Origin of the sequence: Neiella litorisoli (genome assembly GCF_014773395.1) — a bacterium.
In the GTDB taxonomy this organism is placed as follows: Bacteria; Pseudomonadota; Gammaproteobacteria; order Enterobacterales; family Neiellaceae; genus Neiella; species Neiella litorisoli.
The window spans coordinates 60,292-81,045 of the sequence record NZ_JACXAF010000016.1; the positions used below are offsets into that span (position 1 = coordinate 60,292).

16 protein-coding genes are annotated in these 20,754 nt (G+C 50.5%); 13 read left to right on the top strand and 3 right to left on the bottom strand.

Annotated elements, in window-relative coordinates; genetic code table 11:
• Positions 1-568: 568 nt before the first annotated feature.
• The 3 genes from IC617_RS12625 to IC617_RS12635 all read left to right on the top strand — a co-directional run bounded on the left by IC617_RS12625 (position 569) and on the right by IC617_RS12635 (position 1,960).
• Complete coding sequence (locus IC617_RS12625) at positions 569-841, top strand: type II toxin-antitoxin system TacA family antitoxin (protein WP_191145349.1); 273 nt, start codon at positions 569-571, stop codon at positions 839-841.
• Positions 831-1,358 (top strand): GNAT family N-acetyltransferase, encoded by a 528-nt coding sequence (locus tag IC617_RS12630; protein ID WP_191145350.1) that lies wholly within the window; start codon positions 831-833, stop codon positions 1,356-1,358. Before IC617_RS12625 ends, IC617_RS12630 begins: the two co-directional genes overlap by 11 nt.
• Positions 1,359-1,516: 158 nt before the next feature.
• The gene (locus tag IC617_RS12635) at positions 1,517-1,960 is read left to right on the top strand and encodes a hypothetical protein (RefSeq protein ID WP_191145351.1); all 444 of its coding nucleotides are present in this window, start codon (positions 1,517-1,519) and stop codon (positions 1,958-1,960) included.
• Between the two features lie 401 nt (positions 1,961-2,361).
• Here IC617_RS12635 and mnmC read toward each other — a convergent pair whose 3' ends face one another.
• Entirely contained in the window at positions 2,362-4,338 is a 1,977-nt protein-coding gene (mnmC, locus tag IC617_RS12640) for a bifunctional tRNA (5-methylaminomethyl-2-thiouridine)(34)-methyltransferase MnmC2/FAD-dependent 5-carboxymethylaminomethyl-2-thiouridine(34) oxidoreductase MnmC1 (protein ID WP_191145352.1), read from the bottom strand.
• A 161-nt stretch (positions 4,339-4,499) separates the two neighbouring features.
• Here mnmC and fabB point away from each other — a divergent pair, with 161 nt between their 5' ends.
• From fabB to purF, 10 genes are all read left to right on the top strand, one after another.
• Positions 4,500-5,711: a beta-ketoacyl-ACP synthase I gene (gene fabB / locus IC617_RS12645; protein WP_191145353.1), complete on the top strand. Its 1,212-nt coding sequence runs from the start codon at positions 4,500-4,502 to the stop codon at positions 5,709-5,711.
• Between the two features lie 134 nt (positions 5,712-5,845).
• Complete coding sequence (locus IC617_RS12650; protein ID WP_191145354.1) at positions 5,846-6,979, top strand: 4-phosphoerythronate dehydrogenase; 1,134 nt, start codon at positions 5,846-5,848, stop codon at positions 6,977-6,979.
• Between the two features lie 30 nt (positions 6,980-7,009).
• On the top strand, positions 7,010-8,026 hold the full coding sequence (locus IC617_RS12655; RefSeq protein ID WP_191145355.1) for an aspartate-semialdehyde dehydrogenase: 1,017 nt from the start codon (positions 7,010-7,012) through the stop codon (positions 8,024-8,026).
• 220 nt (positions 8,027-8,246) lie between these two features.
• Entirely contained in the window at positions 8,247-10,865 is a 2,619-nt protein-coding gene (locus IC617_RS12660) for a FimV/HubP family polar landmark protein (protein WP_191145356.1), read from the top strand.
• Positions 10,866-10,940: 75 nt separating this feature from the next.
• Positions 10,941-11,741, top strand: coding sequence for a tRNA pseudouridine(38-40) synthase TruA (gene truA, locus IC617_RS12665; protein ID WP_191145357.1), 801 nt, complete (start codon positions 10,941-10,943; stop codon positions 11,739-11,741).
• A 135-nt stretch (positions 11,742-11,876) separates the two neighbouring features.
• On the top strand, positions 11,877-12,761 hold the full coding sequence (gene accD / locus IC617_RS12670) for an acetyl-CoA carboxylase, carboxyltransferase subunit beta (protein ID WP_191145358.1): 885 nt from the start codon (positions 11,877-11,879) through the stop codon (positions 12,759-12,761).
• Complete coding sequence (gene folC / locus IC617_RS12675) at positions 12,761-14,023, top strand: bifunctional tetrahydrofolate synthase/dihydrofolate synthase (RefSeq protein ID WP_191145359.1); 1,263 nt, start codon at positions 12,761-12,763, stop codon at positions 14,021-14,023. Before accD ends, folC begins: the two co-directional genes overlap by 1 nt.
• 2 nt (positions 14,024-14,025) lie before the next feature.
• On the top strand, positions 14,026-14,601 hold the full coding sequence (locus tag IC617_RS12680) for an SPOR domain-containing protein (RefSeq protein ID WP_191145360.1): 576 nt from the start codon (positions 14,026-14,028) through the stop codon (positions 14,599-14,601).
• A gap of 67 nt (positions 14,602-14,668) precedes the next feature.
• Entirely contained in the window at positions 14,669-15,169 is a 501-nt protein-coding gene (locus tag IC617_RS12685) for a CvpA family protein (protein ID WP_191145361.1), read from the top strand.
• 13 nt (positions 15,170-15,182) lie between these two features.
• Positions 15,183-16,706, top strand: a complete 1,524-nt coding sequence (gene purF, locus IC617_RS12690; protein ID WP_191145362.1) for an amidophosphoribosyltransferase — start codon at positions 15,183-15,185, stop codon at positions 16,704-16,706.
• A gap of 69 nt (positions 16,707-16,775) precedes the next feature.
• Here purF and IC617_RS12695 read toward each other — a convergent pair whose 3' ends face one another.
• A complete protein-coding gene (locus IC617_RS12695; RefSeq protein WP_191145363.1) occupies positions 16,776-17,375 on the bottom strand; it encodes a Yip1 family protein in 600 nt (199 codons plus the stop codon).
• Positions 17,376-17,495: 120 nt separating this feature from the next.
• Positions 17,496-20,528, bottom strand: coding sequence for an EAL domain-containing protein (locus tag IC617_RS12700; RefSeq protein WP_191145364.1), 3,033 nt, complete (start codon positions 20,526-20,528; stop codon positions 17,496-17,498).
• Positions 20,529-20,754: the final 226 nt, after the last annotated feature.

The following is a 20,754-nucleotide window of genomic DNA, read 5'->3' on the forward strand; positions in this document are numbered from 1 at the left end:
CAAGTATCCAATATCAAAGCCTCTGCAGCTGGTTGCATGCTGTAGATAATAGAACCTTGAAGTAGGCAGCTAACAACTCGCTTCAAGCGAAAGTGAGCTTTGGCGATAGCAAATCTCACCCCATGCTGACGCTCAAGCACATCCATGTGTCGCTCTGCACGCGGCATCCATGCCGCCTGAAGCAGCAAGGTGCGAGGTTTGCTGTCACTCAAGGGAATGCCTGCACATCCGGTTCGAACGCTGGTTGGAGTTGGGCCCTAAGTGAAAAAGGTGCGGAGCTGTCCAAAGCGGAATCAAGTGTCCAATATCAAAGCCTCTGCAGCAGGGAAGCTGCAGTGGAGCCATCAGGGATGATTTCTCGGCGTCTTTGATATTGGATACTTGATGCAGCTAGGCCCGCTGCCAAAGCAATCAGCCCTAAGTCGGCAGCAAACAATGTCCTTTCGCGATGATTCAAAACCGGTTGGAGTTGTGAACTTGACAGTTCTATGTACGTATGTTGAACGTATATATTTGCTTTGCTAGACTCGTAGGGTTGATACGTACAATACCCGTATAGGAGTTTGTCATGACAGCATTATCACTGAAAAAAGATGCTCGACTTGATTTGAAAACAACACAACAGAACAAAGAGCTGTTGTCTCAGGCGGCAATCCTGAGAGGTGTCGATATGACGACATTTATCATGGAGCCTGCGCTCAGAGAAGCAAGGGAAGTTGTAGAGCAAATGAAGTTGAGGCAATCAGAGCAGCAGGCACTATTTGCAGCTTTGTCTAAGCCAAATAAGCCAACAAAAGCATTGCATGGCTTGTTATCTGAAGGGATGTTCAGTGAGCGATAGTCGATTTGTCTTAGAGCAGTACGATTCAACTAAGACGTACTATCAACAGAAAAAATTTGATTGCGGACATGGAGTCATTAACAAGTTTGTTCGCTCTTCGTTAAAAAAGCAGGTGAGCCAACAATTTTCGAAAGCTTATGTTCTTTTGGATTGTGACAACAATGAACGCTTTTGTGCTTTTTACACGCTGACTTCTTTCAAGTTACTTGCTTCAGATATGGAGAAGCTATCTGGCGGGAGCTTACCAAGGGACGTCCCTTGTGTTCGCTTAGTAATGCTTGGCGTTGACAATAGTCTTCAAGGGCAAGGTATAGGGCGGAAAATGATGTCTGATGCTCTCCACCGAGTGCATCGCGCATCGAAAGTGATCGGTATATATGGCTTATATTTGGATGCAGACCCCGGTGCCACCGACTTTTACCTTTCGCTAGGCTTTACCCGGCTTGATGACGGAAGCCGCGACGACATCGCTAAGATGTTTTTGAGCATAGAGACCATCAATGGGGTTTTGGGATAGTTTGACCTATTGAAGCAAGGCGACCCACCTAGTTACTCCTTCAAGAAATAGAATGTTGGGAGCCTGTTTCCGATAATTCTATTACAAAGCAAGGATTTACAATCCAAAGCTTGGCCGCTTTATGCAAACCGATTCGGCGGCCCACGAAGATCAGCTTAATGTCGAGAAAAAGTGTGGCAAAATTTTATTTGTTTCTAGCAATGGCAGGTTTCTTCGCAAAAGCTAATTCATGTATTGATGCGGAAGGCTTTGCTAACAAAAACACCGAAAAATATGCCAATATTTTTCGGATTGAAAGACAAGTTCAAGGAGCTGCTTCAGCTTATTCGTTATTTCTACAACAGAAGTTACATGGCTCCGACTTAGAGGCGGTATCGATTCTTATAGGTTCGAGTTTTGAAAGTGATTTTGACTTTTATACAGAGTTGAAGTCAGTAGATAGCGAAAAGAACCTTAATATGTATTACTTCCTGCTTTCTAATGAGTTGGCGGCAAAGTCCTCCCTAAACATATCTTATGGTGAGTGTGATTTGGTGCTGACCATTGAGCTATCCGAAATAATAGAGAACAATCCAAAGAGCTCAAAGGGGCAGAGTAAATAGGTTTTTTGTTTTCTAGAGCCCGAGTGATCTCTCATCAAAAGCCCCGTTTGTCGGGGCTTTGCTTATTGGCCGTCTGGAAATTTTTAGTGGAATGCTGGCAGATTTGCTTTGCACTGGCGGAAGGTTTTGTCTGGAGCTGTGGCAGCGTGCGGGTGGAATTTACACCCAAAATTCGCTTCAAGCGAAAGCGAGCTTTGGCGATAGCAAATCTCACCCCATGCTGACGCTCAAGCACATCCATGTCGGCTGAAGCACCTCTGTGCATTATTTGCTGCCTCTTTATGTCATCGCGGACTACCAAGAACACAAGGCTGATACAGCTGGTTACCCGTTGTTGAACATTGAACATTGAACCCTGAAATAATCGGGTCGAACGCGGGGTAGGAATTGGATCATCAAGACTAATCAAACAAAGGGCGGTTTTTCTTCAAGCGACGCCAGACGAATCGCCCTGGGTGGACTGCATCCAATAAAGCCTGTGAAGTTGGCTGACTACTATTACAGATATAGCTAGTGATGATGTCAGCGGCGAGAGGACCAGAGCAGATGCCTCTAGCACCGAGGCCGGAGATCACATACAAGCCGCTCTGCTGAGCCAGTTCGGAAAGTGGCGTCGTTTGTGGCAAGGCCCCAACAGATTCCCAGTCGGGAATTGGCCCAACAATGGGAAAGTGATCGCGCAGCACTGCGCGAAAGCCGACTCGGCCCTCGGCTGGGGAGCTCAGCCACTGCTGAGTCAATTGCGACTCTGGCAGGGCTTGCTGCAGTCGCTCAAGGTTGATTTGATGGTCGTCATCGAGCAGTTCATCACTTCTGTTGTCGCGTGAGAATGTCGCGCCCATACAATGACTGCGCCAATCTCCACCGCCAGCAGGAGTTAAGTAACCGGTGTGGCAGATCACTGTTTTTAGCTGTGTGCTTTGAGCCGTGGCAGGGACATGGCTGACTTGCCCGCGAACTGCGCTGATGGGCAAATGACGGCTGACATGAAAGCCATTCGAGTCGATGCCTGCAGCAATAACCACTTGGTCAGCCTCAATCGTCTGATCGCCTTGCAATAACCAGTGTTCACCCGTTTTGACAATGTCGTCGACTCGCCAACCCAAGTGAACATCATGCCCCTTTGCGAGCAGCCAACCACCGATAAACCGACAGATATCGCCAGGACAGAACCAACCTGCGTTTGGGTAATAAACGGCATCATGCGGGATATCGATGCCGGCCAGTTCGCTGGCTCGTTCGGCATCGACGGCCTGCACTAGCGTTGCTGGATAAGGCTGGCTAATAATGGCGGCGTGTTTGCGAGTCAGTTCCTCATTGCTGTTGAGGTGCAACAAACCGCTCCACTGGTGGCGGATCGTGTCTGTCTGAGCCGTTAGCCACTGGTAGTCTCGGCGGGCAAAATCAAACGCCTGCCAATAGAATTGCGACAATTCACCGGGTTGCGGCGTCAATAGCGGGTAGAGCGCGCCTTGGCGGTTACCACTCGCGGCCGAGGCAAGCTGCTCATCGGCACACAACAAGACAACCTGCTTGCCAGCAAGCGCCAGTTTCCATGCGGTTAAGCATGCCGCTAAGCCGCCACCAATGATGGCAACCGTTTGACGCGTGGTGTCAGCTGCAGGAGTTTGCAGGCTTGCTTTGCTGGCAATGGTCATGTCGCGCTTGTTGCCATAGCCGGGTTGTTTCTTCACGGTAAAGCCCGCTTGCGCTAGGCCTCGGCGCACTAATCCTGCGGCGGTGAACGTTGCTACCGAAGCTCCAGAACGCGACAGCCGAAACATTTGATCAAATAGACTCTGCTGCCACATTTGCGGATTTTTACTGGGCGCAAAACCATCTAGAAACCAAGCATCGACAATGCCGTTGGAGTCAGCCGGTACGCTCGGCATGACCTCATTCACATCGCCCAACCATAAATCTAAAATGATCCGACCTTGGTCAAAGCTTAATCGGTGGCAACCACTGCGCAGCTCAGTTGGAAAATGCTGCTGCAATTGCTTGGCGTATTGCGCTAGGTTGGGAAAGTGGTGATGAGCTGCTGCGAGATCAGCACTGGTCAGAGGGAACTTTTCAAACGAAATAAAATGCAGTTGTTGTGCGCCGTTTGCTGAACCTTGACTAAGATAATCATCGAATGCCTGCCAGCTGGCGAGAAAGTTAAGGCCAGTACCAAAACCCGTTTCGGCAATAGTAAATGAGTTACAGCTGTGCGCTCGCCAGCGACTGGGTAGGTTATTTGCCGCTAAAAATACATATTGGCTTTCAGCAAGGCCGTCATCATTAGAGAAATAAACGTCATCGAAATCTTCTGCAACTGGCGTGCCGTGGGCGTTGAAATGTAGGTTGGCAGAGTGAATTTTCTGTTCAGAACTCATATTAGCGTGGCATGGCGATTAAAGTGGCGCTACTATAACCGACAAATTAGCGTACACGTGTAACTTTATTGTAAGCAAAGCAGACCAGTATAGAGTCTGAATACAATTACAATTCACGCGTTTTTGTACCAGCAGGTTTCTAAATTAAACAGGAATTATCAATGAAAAGAGCCGTTATCACCGGTTTAGGCGTTGTTTCGAGTCTTGGTAACAATGCCGAGGAAGTCTTGGCTTCTTTGCGTGCGGGCAAATCAGGGATTCGCGCATCTGAACAGTTCAAAGAAATGGGTATGCGCAGCCAGGTTTGGGGCGATGTGCAACTCAATACCAAGGAACATGTCGACCGTCGCGCACTGCGTTTTATGGGTGATGCCGCTGCCTATGCTTATATCGCCATGGGTCAAGCCATTGAAGATTCCGGTTTAACTGAAGCGCAAGTATCTAACGTCCGCACCGGTTTAGTGGCCGGCTCTGGTGGCGCCAGCTCAGAAAACCAAGTGTTGGCTGCCGACATTCTGCGTGAAAAAGGCGTCAAGCGCATTGGCCCTTATATGGTGCCTCGAACCATGGGCAGTACCACTTCTGCTTGTCTGGCAACGCCATTCAAAATTAAAGGCGTCAACTACTCCATGAGTTCAGCTTGCGCGACCTCTGCCCATTGTATTGGTCATGCTTGGGAATTGATTCAGCTGGGCAAACAAGACGTGGTCTTTGCCGGTGGTGGTGAAGAATGTCACTGGTCGTTGGCAATGCAGTTTGATGCCATGGGCGCGTTGTCGACCAAGTACAACGACACACCAGAGAAAGCGTCACGTACCTATGACGCCGATCGTGATGGCTTTGTTATTTCCGGCGGCGGCGGCATGGTTGTGGTCGAAGAACTCGAACACGCACTTGCTCGTGGCGCCAAAATTTATGCTGAAATCGTCGGTTACGGTGCGACATCCGATGGCTACGACATGGTGGCTCCGTCTGGCGAAGGCGCAATCCGCTGTATGCAACAAGCGATGAGCACCACTGACGGTAAAATCGACTACCTCAATACTCACGGTACCTCGACACCAGTTGGTGATGTCAAAGAGTTGGAAGCCATTCAACATGTCTTTGGTGACAACTCGCCAATGATTAGCGCCACTAAGTCATTGTCGGGCCACGCCCTTGGTGCAGCAGGTGTTCACGAAGCCATTTACTCGTTGTTAATGGTTGAAAATGGTTTCGTTTCGCCATCAATCAATGTTGAAAATCTCGATGAAGCCGCACAAGGGCTGAACATTGTGACCGAACCAACAGACGCCGAGCTGACTCAAGTGATGTCAAACAGTTTTGGCTTCGGCGGTACTAACGCCACTTTGGTTTTCAAAAAGTACAGCTAACGCTATCGTTGGCCTTGCAAAACCGGCCATCTGGCCGGTTTTTTAGTTTTAATGGTGCTGTGGCGTTCTGGACAGGCGAACTAAAAAAGCATACATTCGCCCTGATTTTTAGACTTCTAGATGGATAAACAATCATGCGCATTCTAGCCGATGAGAACATGCCTTATGTCGAGGAGTTATTCTCGCCCTTTGGCGAGGTCATTCGGGCGCCTGGGCGTGATATTGGCGCTGACATGTTGGTTGATGTTGATGTGCTGCTGGTTCGTTCCGTCACCAAAGTGAATGCCGAGTTATTGCGCAAAGCCAATAAGCTTCACTTTGTCGGTACCGCCACCATCGGCACCGATCATATTGATCAACAATTCCTCAGCGATAAGGGCATTGCCTTTACCAATGCGCCAGGCTGTAATGCGTATGCGGTTTGTGACTATGTGCTGAGTTGCTTGTTACTGATTGCCGAGCGGCGCCAATTAACGTTAGCGGGCCTGACCATGGGCGTGGTTGGTATTGGTAATATTGGCAAGCGTTTGCTGCCTCGGTTACAAGCGCTTGGCCTTCAGGTGCTGGTCAATGACCCTCCGCGAGCGGCTGCGGAGCCCGATTTTCAATCGACACCACTGAATCAATTGCTGCAGCAAGCGGATATCGTCACCTTTCACGTGCCTTTGCAGCGCGATGGCGAGCATCCAACGTTTCATTTAATCGGTCCGAGCCAACTTGAGTTGCTCAAACCCAATGCCATCATCATTAATGCTTGCCGCGGAGAGGTGATCGACAACCACGCCCTGTTGCAACATATGGCCACGCATCCCCAACTATCAGTGGTACTTGATGTGTGGGAAAACGAGCCGAATCCGAATCAGGATTTACTCCGAGCGGTTGATATCGCGACACCGCACATCGCCGGCTATTCTCAAGAAGGTAAGGCGTTTGGCACCAGTATTGTCTACGATCATTGGGCTAACTTGCATGGTCATGCGCCTGCCGATGTACAGGCTTTATTACCGCCGCCCGATTTGGCCGCGATGATTTTGGCTGGAGCACCGAAGCAATCGATACTCAAGCAACTGGTGCAAGCAGTGTACGATGTCCGTAATGATGATGAGCGAATGCGTCAGGCCGTCAATCAGGCTGAGTATTTTGACCGGTTGCGGAAAACCTATCCATTGCGCCGAGAGTTGCTCAGCACACACATTCAATTTTTAGAACTTGCAGAGCCAGTGGCGCGCGATACCATCGCCCAGCTTGGTTTTCAGGTGCGAACATAAATCACAGATGACAAAGCGGAGAATCCAAGCATGTCAGCCAAATATAATGTTGCCGTTTTAGGCGCTACCGGCGTGGTCGGCCAAACCATGCTCGATATTCTCGCCGAACGCGAGTTTCCAGTCGATCAGGTCTTCGCGCTGGCCAGTGCCAGAAGTGCAGGTGGTACAGTGAAATTTGGCAACAAGCAACTCGAAGTGCTGGATGCCGAGGAGTTCGACTGGGATCAGGTTCAGCTGGGCTTTTTTAGTGCTGGCGGCTCTGTATCTGCCAAATATGCACCAATCGCCGCCGAGGCAGGTTGCGTCGTCATCGACAACACCTCTGAGTTTCGCTATGAGCCTGATATTCCTTTGGTTGTGCCCGAAGTGAATGCTCATGATTTAGCCAACTTCCGCAATCGGAATATTATTGCTAACCCCAACTGCTCGACCATTCAGATGGTCGTTGCGCTAAGCCCGATTCATCGCACGGTGGGCATTAGCCGCATCAATGTATCGACTTATCAATCGGTTTCCGGCACAGGCAAAGAAGCCATTGAAGAGTTGGCCTCACAAGTGGGGGAAATGCTCAATGGTCGGCCAGCAAGCCACAAAGTTTACCCAAAAACGATTGCTTTTAATGTGTTGCCTCACATTGATGTATTTCAGGATAACGGCTACACCAAAGAAGAAATGAAAATGGTCTGGGAAACTCAGAAGATCCTCGGCGATGAGACCGTGTTAGTGAACCCGACCGCAGTGCGCGTGCCGGTTATGTATGGTCACGCCGAAGCGGTTCATATCGAAACCCGTGACCAAATCGATGCCGAAGGCGTTAAGGCGCTGCTGCGTGAAGCCGAGGGCGTGATCTTATTTGAAGATGACAGCGACTACCCAACCCAGTTGGAAGAAGGCAGTGGTAATGATGAGGTCTACGTGGGGCGCGTACGCAATGACATTAGTCACCCGCACGGCATTAATCTCTGGGTGGTGGCTGATAATGTGCGTAAAGGTGCGGCATTAAATAGCGTGCAAATCGCCGAAGTACTGATCCGCGACTATCTGTAGGGCGATTTTTATATTCGGATGTCAATATCTTGACGACAAAAAGCCAGTCGCGTACTGGCTTTTTTTATGGTCAGCGTTTTACCATTGATTGCTATGGGTATTGCTACAAGTTGCGATATGGGTAGTGGCGTTGGAATGCGAATTGCTTATTATGTTGGGATAAAGCGACAATTAAGCAATTGTGCCCATATTCCGGCGCAGCACAGTAAAGGAAAGGAATATGTCTCAAACCCCTAGCTCAGGGTTTTCCGCGGTTCGCCGTGTCTTGACTGCTACATTACTGGCCATCGTTGCCAGTGCCCCCATCACCGCAGGTGCTTTTGAGCGCGGGAAGGTCGATATTGTTGGCCCTGATGGCAAACCCAAAGTGCAGGAACAGGCTGCTCCAACGCGGTATGGTCCTGTCGCCAATGCCGATACCCTGTGGCGCATCGCCAGTGTTACTCGCCCCGATGGTTCGATCTCTGTCTACCAGATGATGTATGCGCTGTACCTGAAAAACCCGCATGCATTTGAGCAAAACAACATTCACCTGCTGAGTCGCGGTAGCACCTTGCTGATCCCGACATTGGCAGAAACGCGGCAATATACCAACCGGCAAGCAGTTGCCCAATTGCGTGACGATGAGCAACGTCTTGCCGCCAGCCAAGCTACTAAGCCTGCCGCAGAGCCAGCAGCCACCGAGCAAGTTGCCGCCGCGCCAGCGAACAAACCTGAACCTGCCGCTGTTGAATCGCCTAAAGCGCAACCGGTTGCCGAAGCTCAACCTGAGCCAACTGAGCAAGTGGTTGCTGAGCAGCCCGCAGAGCCTCAGCCGCAAACCACCATTTCTGATCGCGAACGTCGTCTATACGACGCTCAAATGCGTCAGCTAAAAGAAGATTTGGCCAATTCGATTGGTAGCATTGAAACCCTGATTGACCAGAACCAACAGCTGGCCAGTCGAGTGGAAGATTTGTCCTCCACCATCGTCAATCTTGAAGCCGAGTTAACTCAGGAGCGCGAAGCTGCCGAGCAAGCTAGGGCGCAACTGACCAAGCAGACCGAAGTGACCAGCACCAAGGTCGATAGTTTGCTGGAGCAACCCATTGGCGCGTCGAGTATTTGGTTATGGTCGCTATCAGCTGGTTTGGCTGTGGTATTTGGCCTGATTGGCTGGCTGATTTTCCGCCACCGTAAGCATGCCGAAACAGCCCAGCAGCAAACGCCAAGCGAGCCGATGCCAGAAACCCTGCTGGCCCAAGAAGCGGTCGCTGAAGCGCCAGCCGAGGCCGATGCCACGGAGCAACAAGACAGCGCTGAAGAAGATGTTTTGCTGGATCTTGGTCTGGATGATGACAAAGAGGCGCCAGAGGATGATGCGCTGGTTGATTTGGCACTGGATGATGCGCCGATTGAAGCTATTAGTCTGGATGACGATGATGAGGCTGCGATTGACCTAGACGATGATAGCGCCGATCTGCTGGCCATGGACGATGATCTCAATGAGCCTGCTGACGATACCTCAAAGACGACAGAAACGCTGCCGGAAATGGCCGATATTCAGGAGCTGGATTTAGACCTGAGTGATGATGGTGGCGAGCTTACCCAAGATGCGCTCGACGCGCTGGCGGCAATGGATGAGCTTGCTGCATCCGATGGACCATCGTCGAGCGATGACGATGATTCATTAGAAGAGGCCTTTGATGCCATTGGTGCCAGTGACAGCAGCGAGCCTGCCACAGCGTCCGAAACGGCTGAATCAAGCGCCGATCCAGATGACATCATGGATGAATTTGCCGCTGCAGTGGCTGCGCAAACCGCGGCCGAAGAAGCTGGCGAATCGGTTAACGAGATTGCCGACATCGATGATTTGGTCAACGAGTTTGACGCCGAAATTGCACCAGCAGAACAACCTCAGGAATTAGCAGAAGAACAGGTCGAAGAGCCAGAGCCGGAAACGGCGGCGGATGTTGACGAGCTATTGGCATCGGTTGCTGAGTCAGAAGAGAGTAATGATATTTCGCAGCAGGTTCAGGATGAATTGGATGAGCCGGAAACTGAAGAGCTGGTTGATATCGACAGTTTGCTGGCGGAATCGGGGCCTGAGCAGCCCCTTGCTGAGGCGCCTGAGGTCGAGACGGACATTGATATTGAAAGCCTTATTGCTGAAACCCAAGAAGCTGTTGATGTTTCAGCAGAGCAACAGTCCAGCGATGAAACGCTCACCGAGCTGGATGTTGATGATATTGTCGCAGCAGCGTCAGAACCAGAGCCCGAAACGTCGCAGGCGCTTGATAACGACGCCGCCGATGACCTGTTGGCCGAATTCGAATCGGATTTAGTTGCCGAGCCCGATGACGATGCACAGCAAGATGAAGTGTCGTTTGATGAGCTTGAGCAGGAGTTTGATTTATCCAACGTTGCCGATGAGCTGCTGGATGAATCAAGCGACGATCAGGAGGCCATTTCTGAAGCTGAGGAATTAAGCCAGCTGGCCGACGATGACAGTGTCGACTTTGATTCCGAACTCGCTGCTATTGAGCAACAGATGCCAGCCGAGCCAGAGCCAGCTGCGCCAAACAAAGACGGTGAAGATGAATATCTCGACATCGATCAGTTGTTGGCCGAGGCTGACGGTGCTGCCGGCCCTGATGACGATATCATGCTGGTTGGCGATCTGGACGATGACATCGAGTTGGAAGAAGAAGATGGCATTGCCGCTAAGCTTGATCTGGCCAGAGCCTATATTGAAATTGGCGACAAAGAGGTGGCTAAGCAATTACTGGAGGAAATTACCAATAATGGTAATGACAGCCAGAAAACCGAAGCCGCAGAACTACTGCAGCGATTAACTTAAGCGCTGCGGCATACCAATCAAAGCAAAGCTCGCTATAATGGCGAGCTTTGTTGTTTTTGAAGAGAGTAGACCGGCATGCGCATTGCACTTGGTGTGGAGTATCAGGGCACCCGTTATTTTGGTTGGCAACGCCAGCGCGAGGTGGATAGCGTTCAGGCTCAAGTTGAACAAGCCTTGTCACACATTGCCAGCGAAAACATTGAAGTGCTCTGTGCCGGACGCACCGATGCTGGCGTTCATGCCACCGGCCAAGTGGTTCACTTTGAATGTGCCAAACCCCGCGACATGGCGGCGTGGAGTTTGGGGGCCAATTCCCAATTGCCTGATGATATTGCTATTCGTTGGGCCCAACCGGTCGCTGATGATTTTCATGCGCGCTTTAGCGCAACGGCAAGGCGCTATCGTTATATCATTCTCAATCAACGGCTTAGACCAGGGATCATGCGCTTTGGTGTGACTCATCATTATCATCCACTTGATGCCGATGCCATGCATCAAGCTGCGCAATGTTTACTCGGTGAGCTGGATTTCAGCAGCTTCCGCGCGGTTCATTGTCAGTCCAACTCACCATTTCGCAATGTTCATCATGTTGCGGTCAAACGTTTCGGTGACTATTTGGTGGTTGATATTCAGGCCAACGCATTTGTGCATCACATGGTCCGCAATATTGTCGGATCGCTGATCAAAGTGGGTGAAGGCGAGCGCGACGGCGACTGGTTGCAGCAAGTGCTAGAGGCAAAAGACCGGACGGTTGCAGCGGCGACTGCCAAACCACATGGTTTGTATTTGGTCAATGTCATCTATCCTGAAGAGTACGCCATTCCCAAACCAACCATGGGGCCATTGTTCCTGCCCGATGACTTTGATTTGAATTGAACAAACAATGGCGCTGGTGGTCCAACTGACACATCGGGTAAGACCAGTAAACGATGAACAATCACATTAGTTGTGGTTTAATGTGCCGGTTTTATTAATGAATTTCATCCGCGGACAGCGACCGAGAATAAAAACATGAGCTGGATTGAAAAGATTCTCCCCAAAAACAAAGTAGACGCTTCGCTGCGTCGCAATATTCCAGAAGGCGTTTGGAGTAAGTGTAATGGCTGTGAGCAAGTCATTTACCGTGCCGAACTGGAACGCAACCTCGAAGTTTGCCCTAAGTGTGGTCATCACATGCGTATTGGCGCACGGGCGCGCTTAGAGCGCTTGTTAGACGAGGGCAATCGGGTTGAGATTGGTGCCGATTTAGAGCCCAAAGACGTGCTCAAGTTTAAAGATTCAAAGCGTTACAAAGAACGTATCGCTTCGGCGCAAAAATCCACTGGTGAAAAAGATGCGTTGGTGGTGATGAGTGGCGCAATCAAAGACGTCAAAGTGGTAGCTGCGGCGTTTGAATTTTCTTTCATGGGCGGCTCGATGGCATCGGTTGTTGGTGCTCGTTTTGTGCAAGCAGCGGAATACTGCATGGAGCACAACCTGCCGTTGGTGTGTTTTTCCGCCAGTGGTGGCGCGCGCATGCAAGAAGCATTATTTAGCTTGATGCAAATGGCAAAAACCTCAGCGGCGCTGGCGCGGATGTCTGAGCAAGGGTTGCCATTCATTTCCGTGCTGACCGATCCAACCATGGGTGGCGTATCAGCAAGTCTGGCTATGCTGGGCGATATTAATGTTGCTGAACCCAAAGCCTTGATTGGTTTTGCTGGCCCTCGAGTTATTGAACAAACCGTACGGGAAAAACTGCCAGAGGGTTTCCAGCGCAGTGAGTTCCTGGTGGAGCATGGCGCAGTGGATATGATCGTCGATCGTCGTGAAATGCGTGACACTTTGGCTCGCTTGCTGGCTAAGCTGACCAATCAGCCAACCACCGAAAGCGAACTACTTCCACTTTCTGAGTAATGTCGACTCACTCAATTCCCAGCCGCTCATTAGATGAGTGGCTGGCATATCTCGAATCGATTCATCCAACGACCATTGAACTCGGTCTCGAACGTGTTGGCCAAGTGGCCAAGCAACTGTCGTTGACCCATATGCCTCACAGCAAAGTGATTACCGTGGCGGGCACCAATGGTAAAGGCTCTACCTGTGCCTACATTGAACATTGTTTAACTAATGCCGGTTACAGTGTCGGTGTTTATAGTTCGCCACATTTAGTGGACTATCGCGAGCGAGTTCGGCTCAACCATCAGATGCTCACCGCACCGCAGCATTGCCAAGCCTTTGCGGCGGTTGAAGCGGCCCGCGATGACGTCAGTTTAAGTTATTTTGAATTCGGCACGTTGGCGGCGTTGTGGTTGCTGCAACAAGCGGCTCCCGATGTCATTTTGTTGGAAGTCGGCTTGGGTGGGCGTTTAGATGCAACCAATATCGTTGAGCCAGATGTCGCCGTTGTCACCACTGTAGACTTCGATCATCAAGCCTTTTTGGGCGACGATATTGAGCAAATTGGTTTTGAAAAGGCCGGCATTTTTCGCGCTTCCAAGCCTGCGGTTCTCGGCGATGAGAATTTGCCTAAGAGTGTTGCCCAACACGCCTCGGCGATTGGCGCCAACATCATCGCAGCAGGTGTTGATTTTGAGCTTCAGCCGAGCGCTAATGACAGTTGGCATTACCACTCCGGCGAATTGCACATTGATGATATTGCGCAGCCGCAGTTGCCGATTGCTAATTTGGCAACGGCCATAGCGGCGATTCAGGCATTGCAATTACCCGTGTCTGACCAGGCTATTCGCGACGGGCTCGCCGCCGCAGCATTGCCAGGCCGCTGGCAGCAATTACGCTCGGCGCCTAGGGTCATTGCCGATGTTGCCCATAATCCGCAATCGACTCGATTGTTGGCGCAGCAAATCGCTCGGGCGAAGCGGCAACACGCCAAAGTGCATGCTGTTGTTGCCATGTTGGCCGATAAAGACAGCCTTAATTCAGTGAAACCGCTGCTGCCCGTGATCGACCATTGGCACTTGGCTGGTTTGGCGGTGCCACGGGGCGCCAGTGCCGCGCAACTATCACAAGTGTTTGACTGCGCAGTTAGTCAGCACATAAATGTCTCAGATGCGCTGGCACAAGCTCTTGAAACGGCAGGTCAAGATGATATGGTTGTCGTCTTCGGCTCATTCTATACGGTTGCAGAGGCGCAATCCGTGCTGCAAGGAAATACCTGAGCGTGAACTCTCAACTCAAGCATCGATTAGTCGGCGCAACCGTGCTAGTGGCACTGGCTGCGATTATTCTGCCGGATGTGCTCGATGCTCAAAAAGTCAGCCGTAAGCAAGACTTCGCCATGATCCCGTTGCAGCCGCAACTATCGGCTCCGGAATTTCAGCTTGAGCAACCGATTGAACAACTGACAGCGCCCAACCAAGCCACTGAGCAGCCACCAACTGACGCTGATGACAGCTCGATAGTGGATGACGATAATACTTTATTAGCGCAGCCTGTAGCTGCCGAGCCGGCGGTTAATCCGTCAGACCGACAATTGGCCCAATTCAATGATAGTGGCTGGGTATTGCAACTTGGCGTATTTCGTAATGCCAACAACGTCAATGCGCTGATCGAAAAACTTAGAGAGGCGGGCTTTCCTGCCTTTAGCAAGCCTAAAACCGCCGTTCAGGGCAAGCCAACATGGGTTTATGTTGGCCCCAATCTCGACAAGCAGAAACTGTCTGCGATGCAGCCCGAAGTCAAGCGCTTGACTGGCTTGAACGGACGCGTCTTTCCCTATAATCCACAAAGCCAATAAATCGTCATGGTCAAGCCTGTAATTATTTTGTTAGAATTCGCGCCGATTTCGGCAAGTGAGTATTAGCATGGTTTGGGTTGACTATTCGATTCTTGCGATTGTCTTAATATCGGCGCTGGTTAGTTTAATTCGCGGTTTCAGCCGTGAAGCGATTTCGCTACTTACCTGGGTCATTGCTTTTTTCATTGCTAGTCAGTTTTATCAAGATTTGTCCGTCTTTCTGACCGGTATTGAAGATGCGCTGTTGAGGGATGCTGCAGCGATCGCCGCCTTGTTTATTTGCACTCTGATTTTAGGGGCGCTAGTGAACACAGTGATCGGCAATTTGGTTGATAAAACCGGCTTGTCAGGAACAGATCGAGTACTAGGCTTGGTCTTTGGTGGTTTGCGTGGTGTGTTAATTGTCTGCGCTTTGCTATTTTTCATGGATGCCTTTACCGGCGCAGCACAAACTCAGTGGTGGCAGCAATCGTTGCTTATCCCTGAATTTAAAATTGTAGTTCGTTGGTTTTTTGATTATATCGAGCAGTCGTCCGACTTATTAAAGGTAGCGACGACCTCAAGCTGAGGTGACCCTTCTTATGTGCGGTATTGTGGGCATTGTGGCGAATTCGCCAGTGAACCAAACTATTTATGACGCGTTGACTGTATTGCAGCATCGCGGTCAAGACGCAGCCGGTATCATGACCATTGATGATCAGCAGCGTTTTCGTCTACGCAAAGCCAACGGTTTAGTGCGCGATGTGTTCGGCACTTTGCATATGCACCGCTTGCAGGGCCACATTGGTCTTGGCCATGTTCGTTACCCAACGGCTGGTAGCTCAAGCTCGGCAGAAGCGCAGCCATTTTATGCCAACTCGCCATTTGGCGTGTCGCTGGCTCACAATGGCAACCTCACCAATGCCGACGAACTCAAAGAAATGCTTTATCAGACGGCTCGTCGCCACATTAACACCACCTCTGACTCAGAAGTGTTGCTCAATGTCTTGGCCCACGAAATGTGTGTCTCGCGGCAGTGGAGCCTGACTCCTGATGATATTTTCAGTGCGGTTAAGGCAACCGTTAAACAGGTCCGCGGCGGCTATGCGGCGGTGGCTCTGATTATTGGTCATGGTTTGATTGCCTTCCGCGACCCCCACGGTATTCGTCCGTTGGTATTGGGCTCTCGGGTTGATGAGCAAGGCAATACCGACTATATGGTTGCGTCGGAAAGTGTTGCGCTTGATGTTTGTGGTTTTACGCTAGAGCGCGATATTGAGCCAGGCGAAGCGATTTACATCACTGACGATGGTCAATTGTTTAGCCAACAGTGCGTGGAGAAATTCTCTCACAGCCCTTGTATCTTCGAGTTCGTTTACTTTGCTCGCCCTGACTCCTTCATTGATAAAGTCTCTGTCTATCAAGCTCGCGTCCGCATGGGCCGCAAGCTCGGACAAAAGATCCGTCGCGAGTGGGAAGACAAAGACATCGATGTGATCATCCCGATCCCTGAAACGTCCTGTGATATTGCTTTGGAGATTGCTGCTGAGCTGAAAATTCCGTATCGCCAAGGTTTCGTAAAAAATCGCTACATTGGCCGCACCTTTATCATGCCAGGGCAAAAAACGCGGAAAAAATCAGTACGCCAGAAGCTCAACGCCATTGGTGAAGAATTCAAAGGCAAAAACGTACTGTTAGTGGATGATTCGATTGTGCGTGGCACTACCTCGCAACAGATTATCGAAATGGCTCGTGATAGCGGCGCTAATAAAGTTTACTTCGCTTCTGCGGCGCCGGAAATTCGTTATCCCAACGTCTACGGTATTGATATGCCATCAGCCGAAGAGCTGATTGCTCATGATCGGACGGTTAATGGCATTTGCGAGGCAATCGAAGCGGACGGTCTGATTTTCCAAGATCTCAGTGATTTGATTGAAGCTGTAAGAGAAGGCAACACGGATCTAACTGGTTTCGAAACATCGGTGTTTGATGGTTGCTATATCACCAATGACATCGACAGCGGTTACTTGCAAATGTTGAACGACATGCGCAATGACGATGCCAAAGCGGATCGAGCGGCAGAGCTGGCTTCGAACTTAGAGATGCATAACGAAGGCCACCCATAGGTCGCTTCGTCGTGACGGAACAAATGAAAAAGGCAGCCTCGGCTGCCTTTGTTGTTTTTGCTGAAGGTGCTATTGAACGAATACTGGGCCTAGCCCGAGGTTCCACAAGATCACGGTACCAGCTAGTGTTGACACCAGCAGCACCAGACCGCAGGTGACCACCGAACTGGCGTAGATAAAGCCGCGCTCTTCTGGAATGTGCATCAAAATTGGAATGCCGGAGTAGAGCAAATAGACCGAGTAGGCCAGTCCCGCCAGTCCCACCAACATGACGAACCAGACCGCCGGATAGAGGGCAGCAAAGCCCACCATAAACAGCGGTGTCGCGGTGTACGATGCCAATTCAAGACATTGGGTATAGGTGGGTGATGAGCCAAAGGTGTTGGCCATCCATTTTGCCAGATAGGCGAGGGCACCAACGCCAGCGAGCAACGCAACGTACATGGCTACTGCCATCATCAAGGCCGAGTTCGATGATAGAAATATTGGGTCGCCAGCGCCGATTCGCCAGCCGATGTGCACTGCCGACATGTAAGCACATACTGACGGGATCAGGGCGACCAGCATGATATGAGCAATGCTATAGGACGCGCTCTCGTGCTCGCGATCAATGGTTTGCCATTCTTCTCGTGGGTGCGCATACAGGCCCCAAAGATGGTTCAGGATCATAGCTATTTCCTTCTTTATTCTGTGTCACCGTTTATACGGCGTTCTCACCAGCAACAGTTCAATTTTTAAACTGCTAAAACCACTGTTGACGAGGGGCTGAGTTTCGTCAAGCTTAGATTTTCAGCTAATACGGCGGATTTTTCGGTTCTCAGGCAGGAAATATCGGGCTTCCAGCTCATTTAGAGCTAGTGGTGGGCTAAACACGTAACCTTGAACAACATCACATTGAAGTTCGCGGGTGAGGCTTAATTGTTGATTGGTTTCAACGCCCTCAGCAACGACTTCATGACCCAGCGCCGAGGCCAAATCCTGAATTGCTTTGACGATAAACCAATCTTGAGATTCGCGAGTCAAATTGCTCAAAAAGCTGCGATCAATCTTAATGCTGTCAAATGGCAACTGGCGCAATAGTGAAATCGACGAAAAGCCGGTGCCAAAATCATCCAATGCAATGCGGATCCCCAAACTGCTCATTTGCTCCAGCAAATTTCTGACGTTATCCATTTCAGAAATCGCGGTTGATTCGGTGATCTCGACGGTTAAGCCTGTTGGGTCAACACCGGTGGCATTAATAATATCGGTGATATTTTTTAAGAAATTGGGATCGGTAAGCTGACCGGCACTGACATTGACCGACATGTTAATCGGCCGCCGCTGGCTCTGCTGCCATTGTCGAAGCACCATGCAGGCGTTTTTTAACACCCACAGGCCAAGTTCGACAATCTGGCCATTCTCCTCGGCCATGGGAATAAACTCCGCAGGCGATACGGCGCCAAGCTCGCTAGATTGCCAGCGTAACAGCGCTTCGACACCCACTAATTCGCCATAGACGGTGGAGATCTGCGGTTGAAATACTAGCGATAGCTCATTCTTCACGATTGCTTTGCGCAGTTCGTGATCGATACGGGCTCGGACATTGTGTTCAAGTCGCAGCGATTGCTTAAACAGCACTGATTGATTGCGGCCCGATTTCTTTGCTTGTTGCATTGCCATGTCGGCATTGCGAAGCAAGTTTGCAGGGGTATCAGCATGATCCGGATAGAGCGCGATACCAGCGCTGGCGGTGACATAAAAATCAACGCCGAAGGTCATTGTTAACGGCTGCTCAATTAATTTAATTAGGCGGTTGGCCATCATCACCGCTTGCCGCTGGTTATCCACTAAGCACAGGCAGATAAATTCATCACCGCTGAATCGGGCGAAGAAATCACTGTCTCGTAGGCCCTTTTTCAGCACGCTGGCGATGTGTTGCAACAATTTGTCGCCGATTTCATGGCCGAAGCGATCATTCAAATGTTTAAAGCGATCGAGGCCCACTTGCAACACCGCGACCGGCTGCTCTGGCGCAGCGCTCAGCTGTTGCGCTATTTGCTCACTAATCATCGAGCGATTAGGTAGTCCAGTGGTCGCATCGTAGCTTGCTGCCATTTGAAAGCGCTGATTATTCTTACGTTTATCCGTGACATCTTTGATGTTGCCAAGCATACGTTTAGCGATACCGTTGCCATCCACGATCGCCTCTCCCGTGGCGGCGAACCAGCGAATAGAGCCGTCCTGACATTGCATTCGGAAGTTCACCGAAAATGGCATGCCATGATTGATATGAGCCTCAACCCGACGTTTAACAATGGCAACATCTGCTTCGCTCATATAGTGATAGAAACTCTGTTGCTGGCAGATGGGTTGCTCAGTTTGATTGAAACCAAACAACTCCAGTGCTCGCTCATTCCATTGCACCGTATCATTGCCCAAATCCCATTCCCACAAACCGCCGGAAGCGGTCTGGGTAACCGACTGCAGTCGGCGTTGCAGCCGGTCAGTCAGCTTGCTGTGGCGATTGGCCAGCTGCTCCAGCAAATCTCTTTCGATGCGCTGGCTTAACTGGGCGACTAATTCGACAAATTGGTGGTAAAGATCAAGCTTGTTGGCTGGAGTAAAGCGGGCGGCAAAGGTCAGCGCACCCCACAGCTCGCCGCGCAAACGAATCGGCACAGTGAGCACCTGACTGGCAGGCTGACAGTATTTTTCGGTTAATGCATGTGGCGGATAATGTTCCGCTAGACAATGGCAAGTGCCAGCATCTTGGGCGACATCCAGAGCATTGAAGTCACCGTACATCTCAACAATTTTCAGATAATGGTGATGTTCTTCGTCGCCGGTCCACTCGGCCAAACAAGCAAAGCGCATAAATTCACCGAACTGGTGATTTAAGCTGATAAATTCAGCCAAGCTCGATCGCAGGCTCTCATGGACACTGAAATAGGCTTGATGAGAGCGAATGGCCAACTCGCCTTGCGCTTCGCGGCTGTCATCAAATACTGGCCGTTCCGTCAGATCGGAGCTTTGTGCGGCGAGAAACTTCGCTTCGATTAAGCGTTGTTGAGGTGTCTGCTGCGGCTGCTGATGACGCGCTAACAGCAGCTCAAATGCGGCATCTGCGGTGGCAAAATAGTCGTGATCGATGGTGCTAATGGTTGGCCTGTGCGTTGCGGCAATATGGGAACCATCAAAGCCAACCACGGCAACATCTTGAGGGATCCGCCAGCCCAGTTGTTGCAGTTGGCCAATGAGGCCAATGGCGACTAAGTCGTTGGCGCAAAGCACGGCCGTTGGCATGGCACTAAACTGCGTCAATCGGTTGGCGGCCTGCTCGCCGCCAAAAAACGATAAGCTGCCAACGTCAATCACGTCCGTTTTTAGTGGCTCAATACCGTAGGCATATTGGCAATGACGAAAGGCATCACAACGCTGCTTGATGTCGAGATTCGATAGGTTGCCAACAAACGTGAACTGGCGGTGGCCTTGTTCATGCAGGTTGGTAAATGCTTGAGTGATACCGTCCTCGTTATCGATGACTACCGTATCAACTTGATGATGAGCATAGTTATTGCCAATGCATACCACGGGTAGTTTGCGTGTTTGAATGGTTTGCAAAAGGCGACTGGAGATAGCGTCATGGATGACAATGGCTGCATCAATGTGATTCAGGCTGAGTTCGGCGTCGTAATCGGTGTAAGCGCCAGTCACAATCAGCTGAATGCGGATATTCAGCTCACGGGCAATGGTTAGCAGTTCGCGACACAAGTCGCCATGGTAGTATCCATGGGCAACCTGAGTAAATACAGCAACTGATCGTATTGTGGAGCCACCCATACAACTACTCTAAAGGGAATTACAACAAACGACTCTTCCATGAGGGCGAACGGCTTGGTGCCGAGCTTGGCAAACACTTTAAATACAAACCTCGAAAAAAAACAGGGCACCGATCAACTTGTGTGGCAATGAGCTTAAATTTATTAACATTGATGGTGATGTCAATCACAAAAAATTAACATATTTCGGTCACGCCTCCTGACTTGGTGCCGTTGCGTTGTTGGTA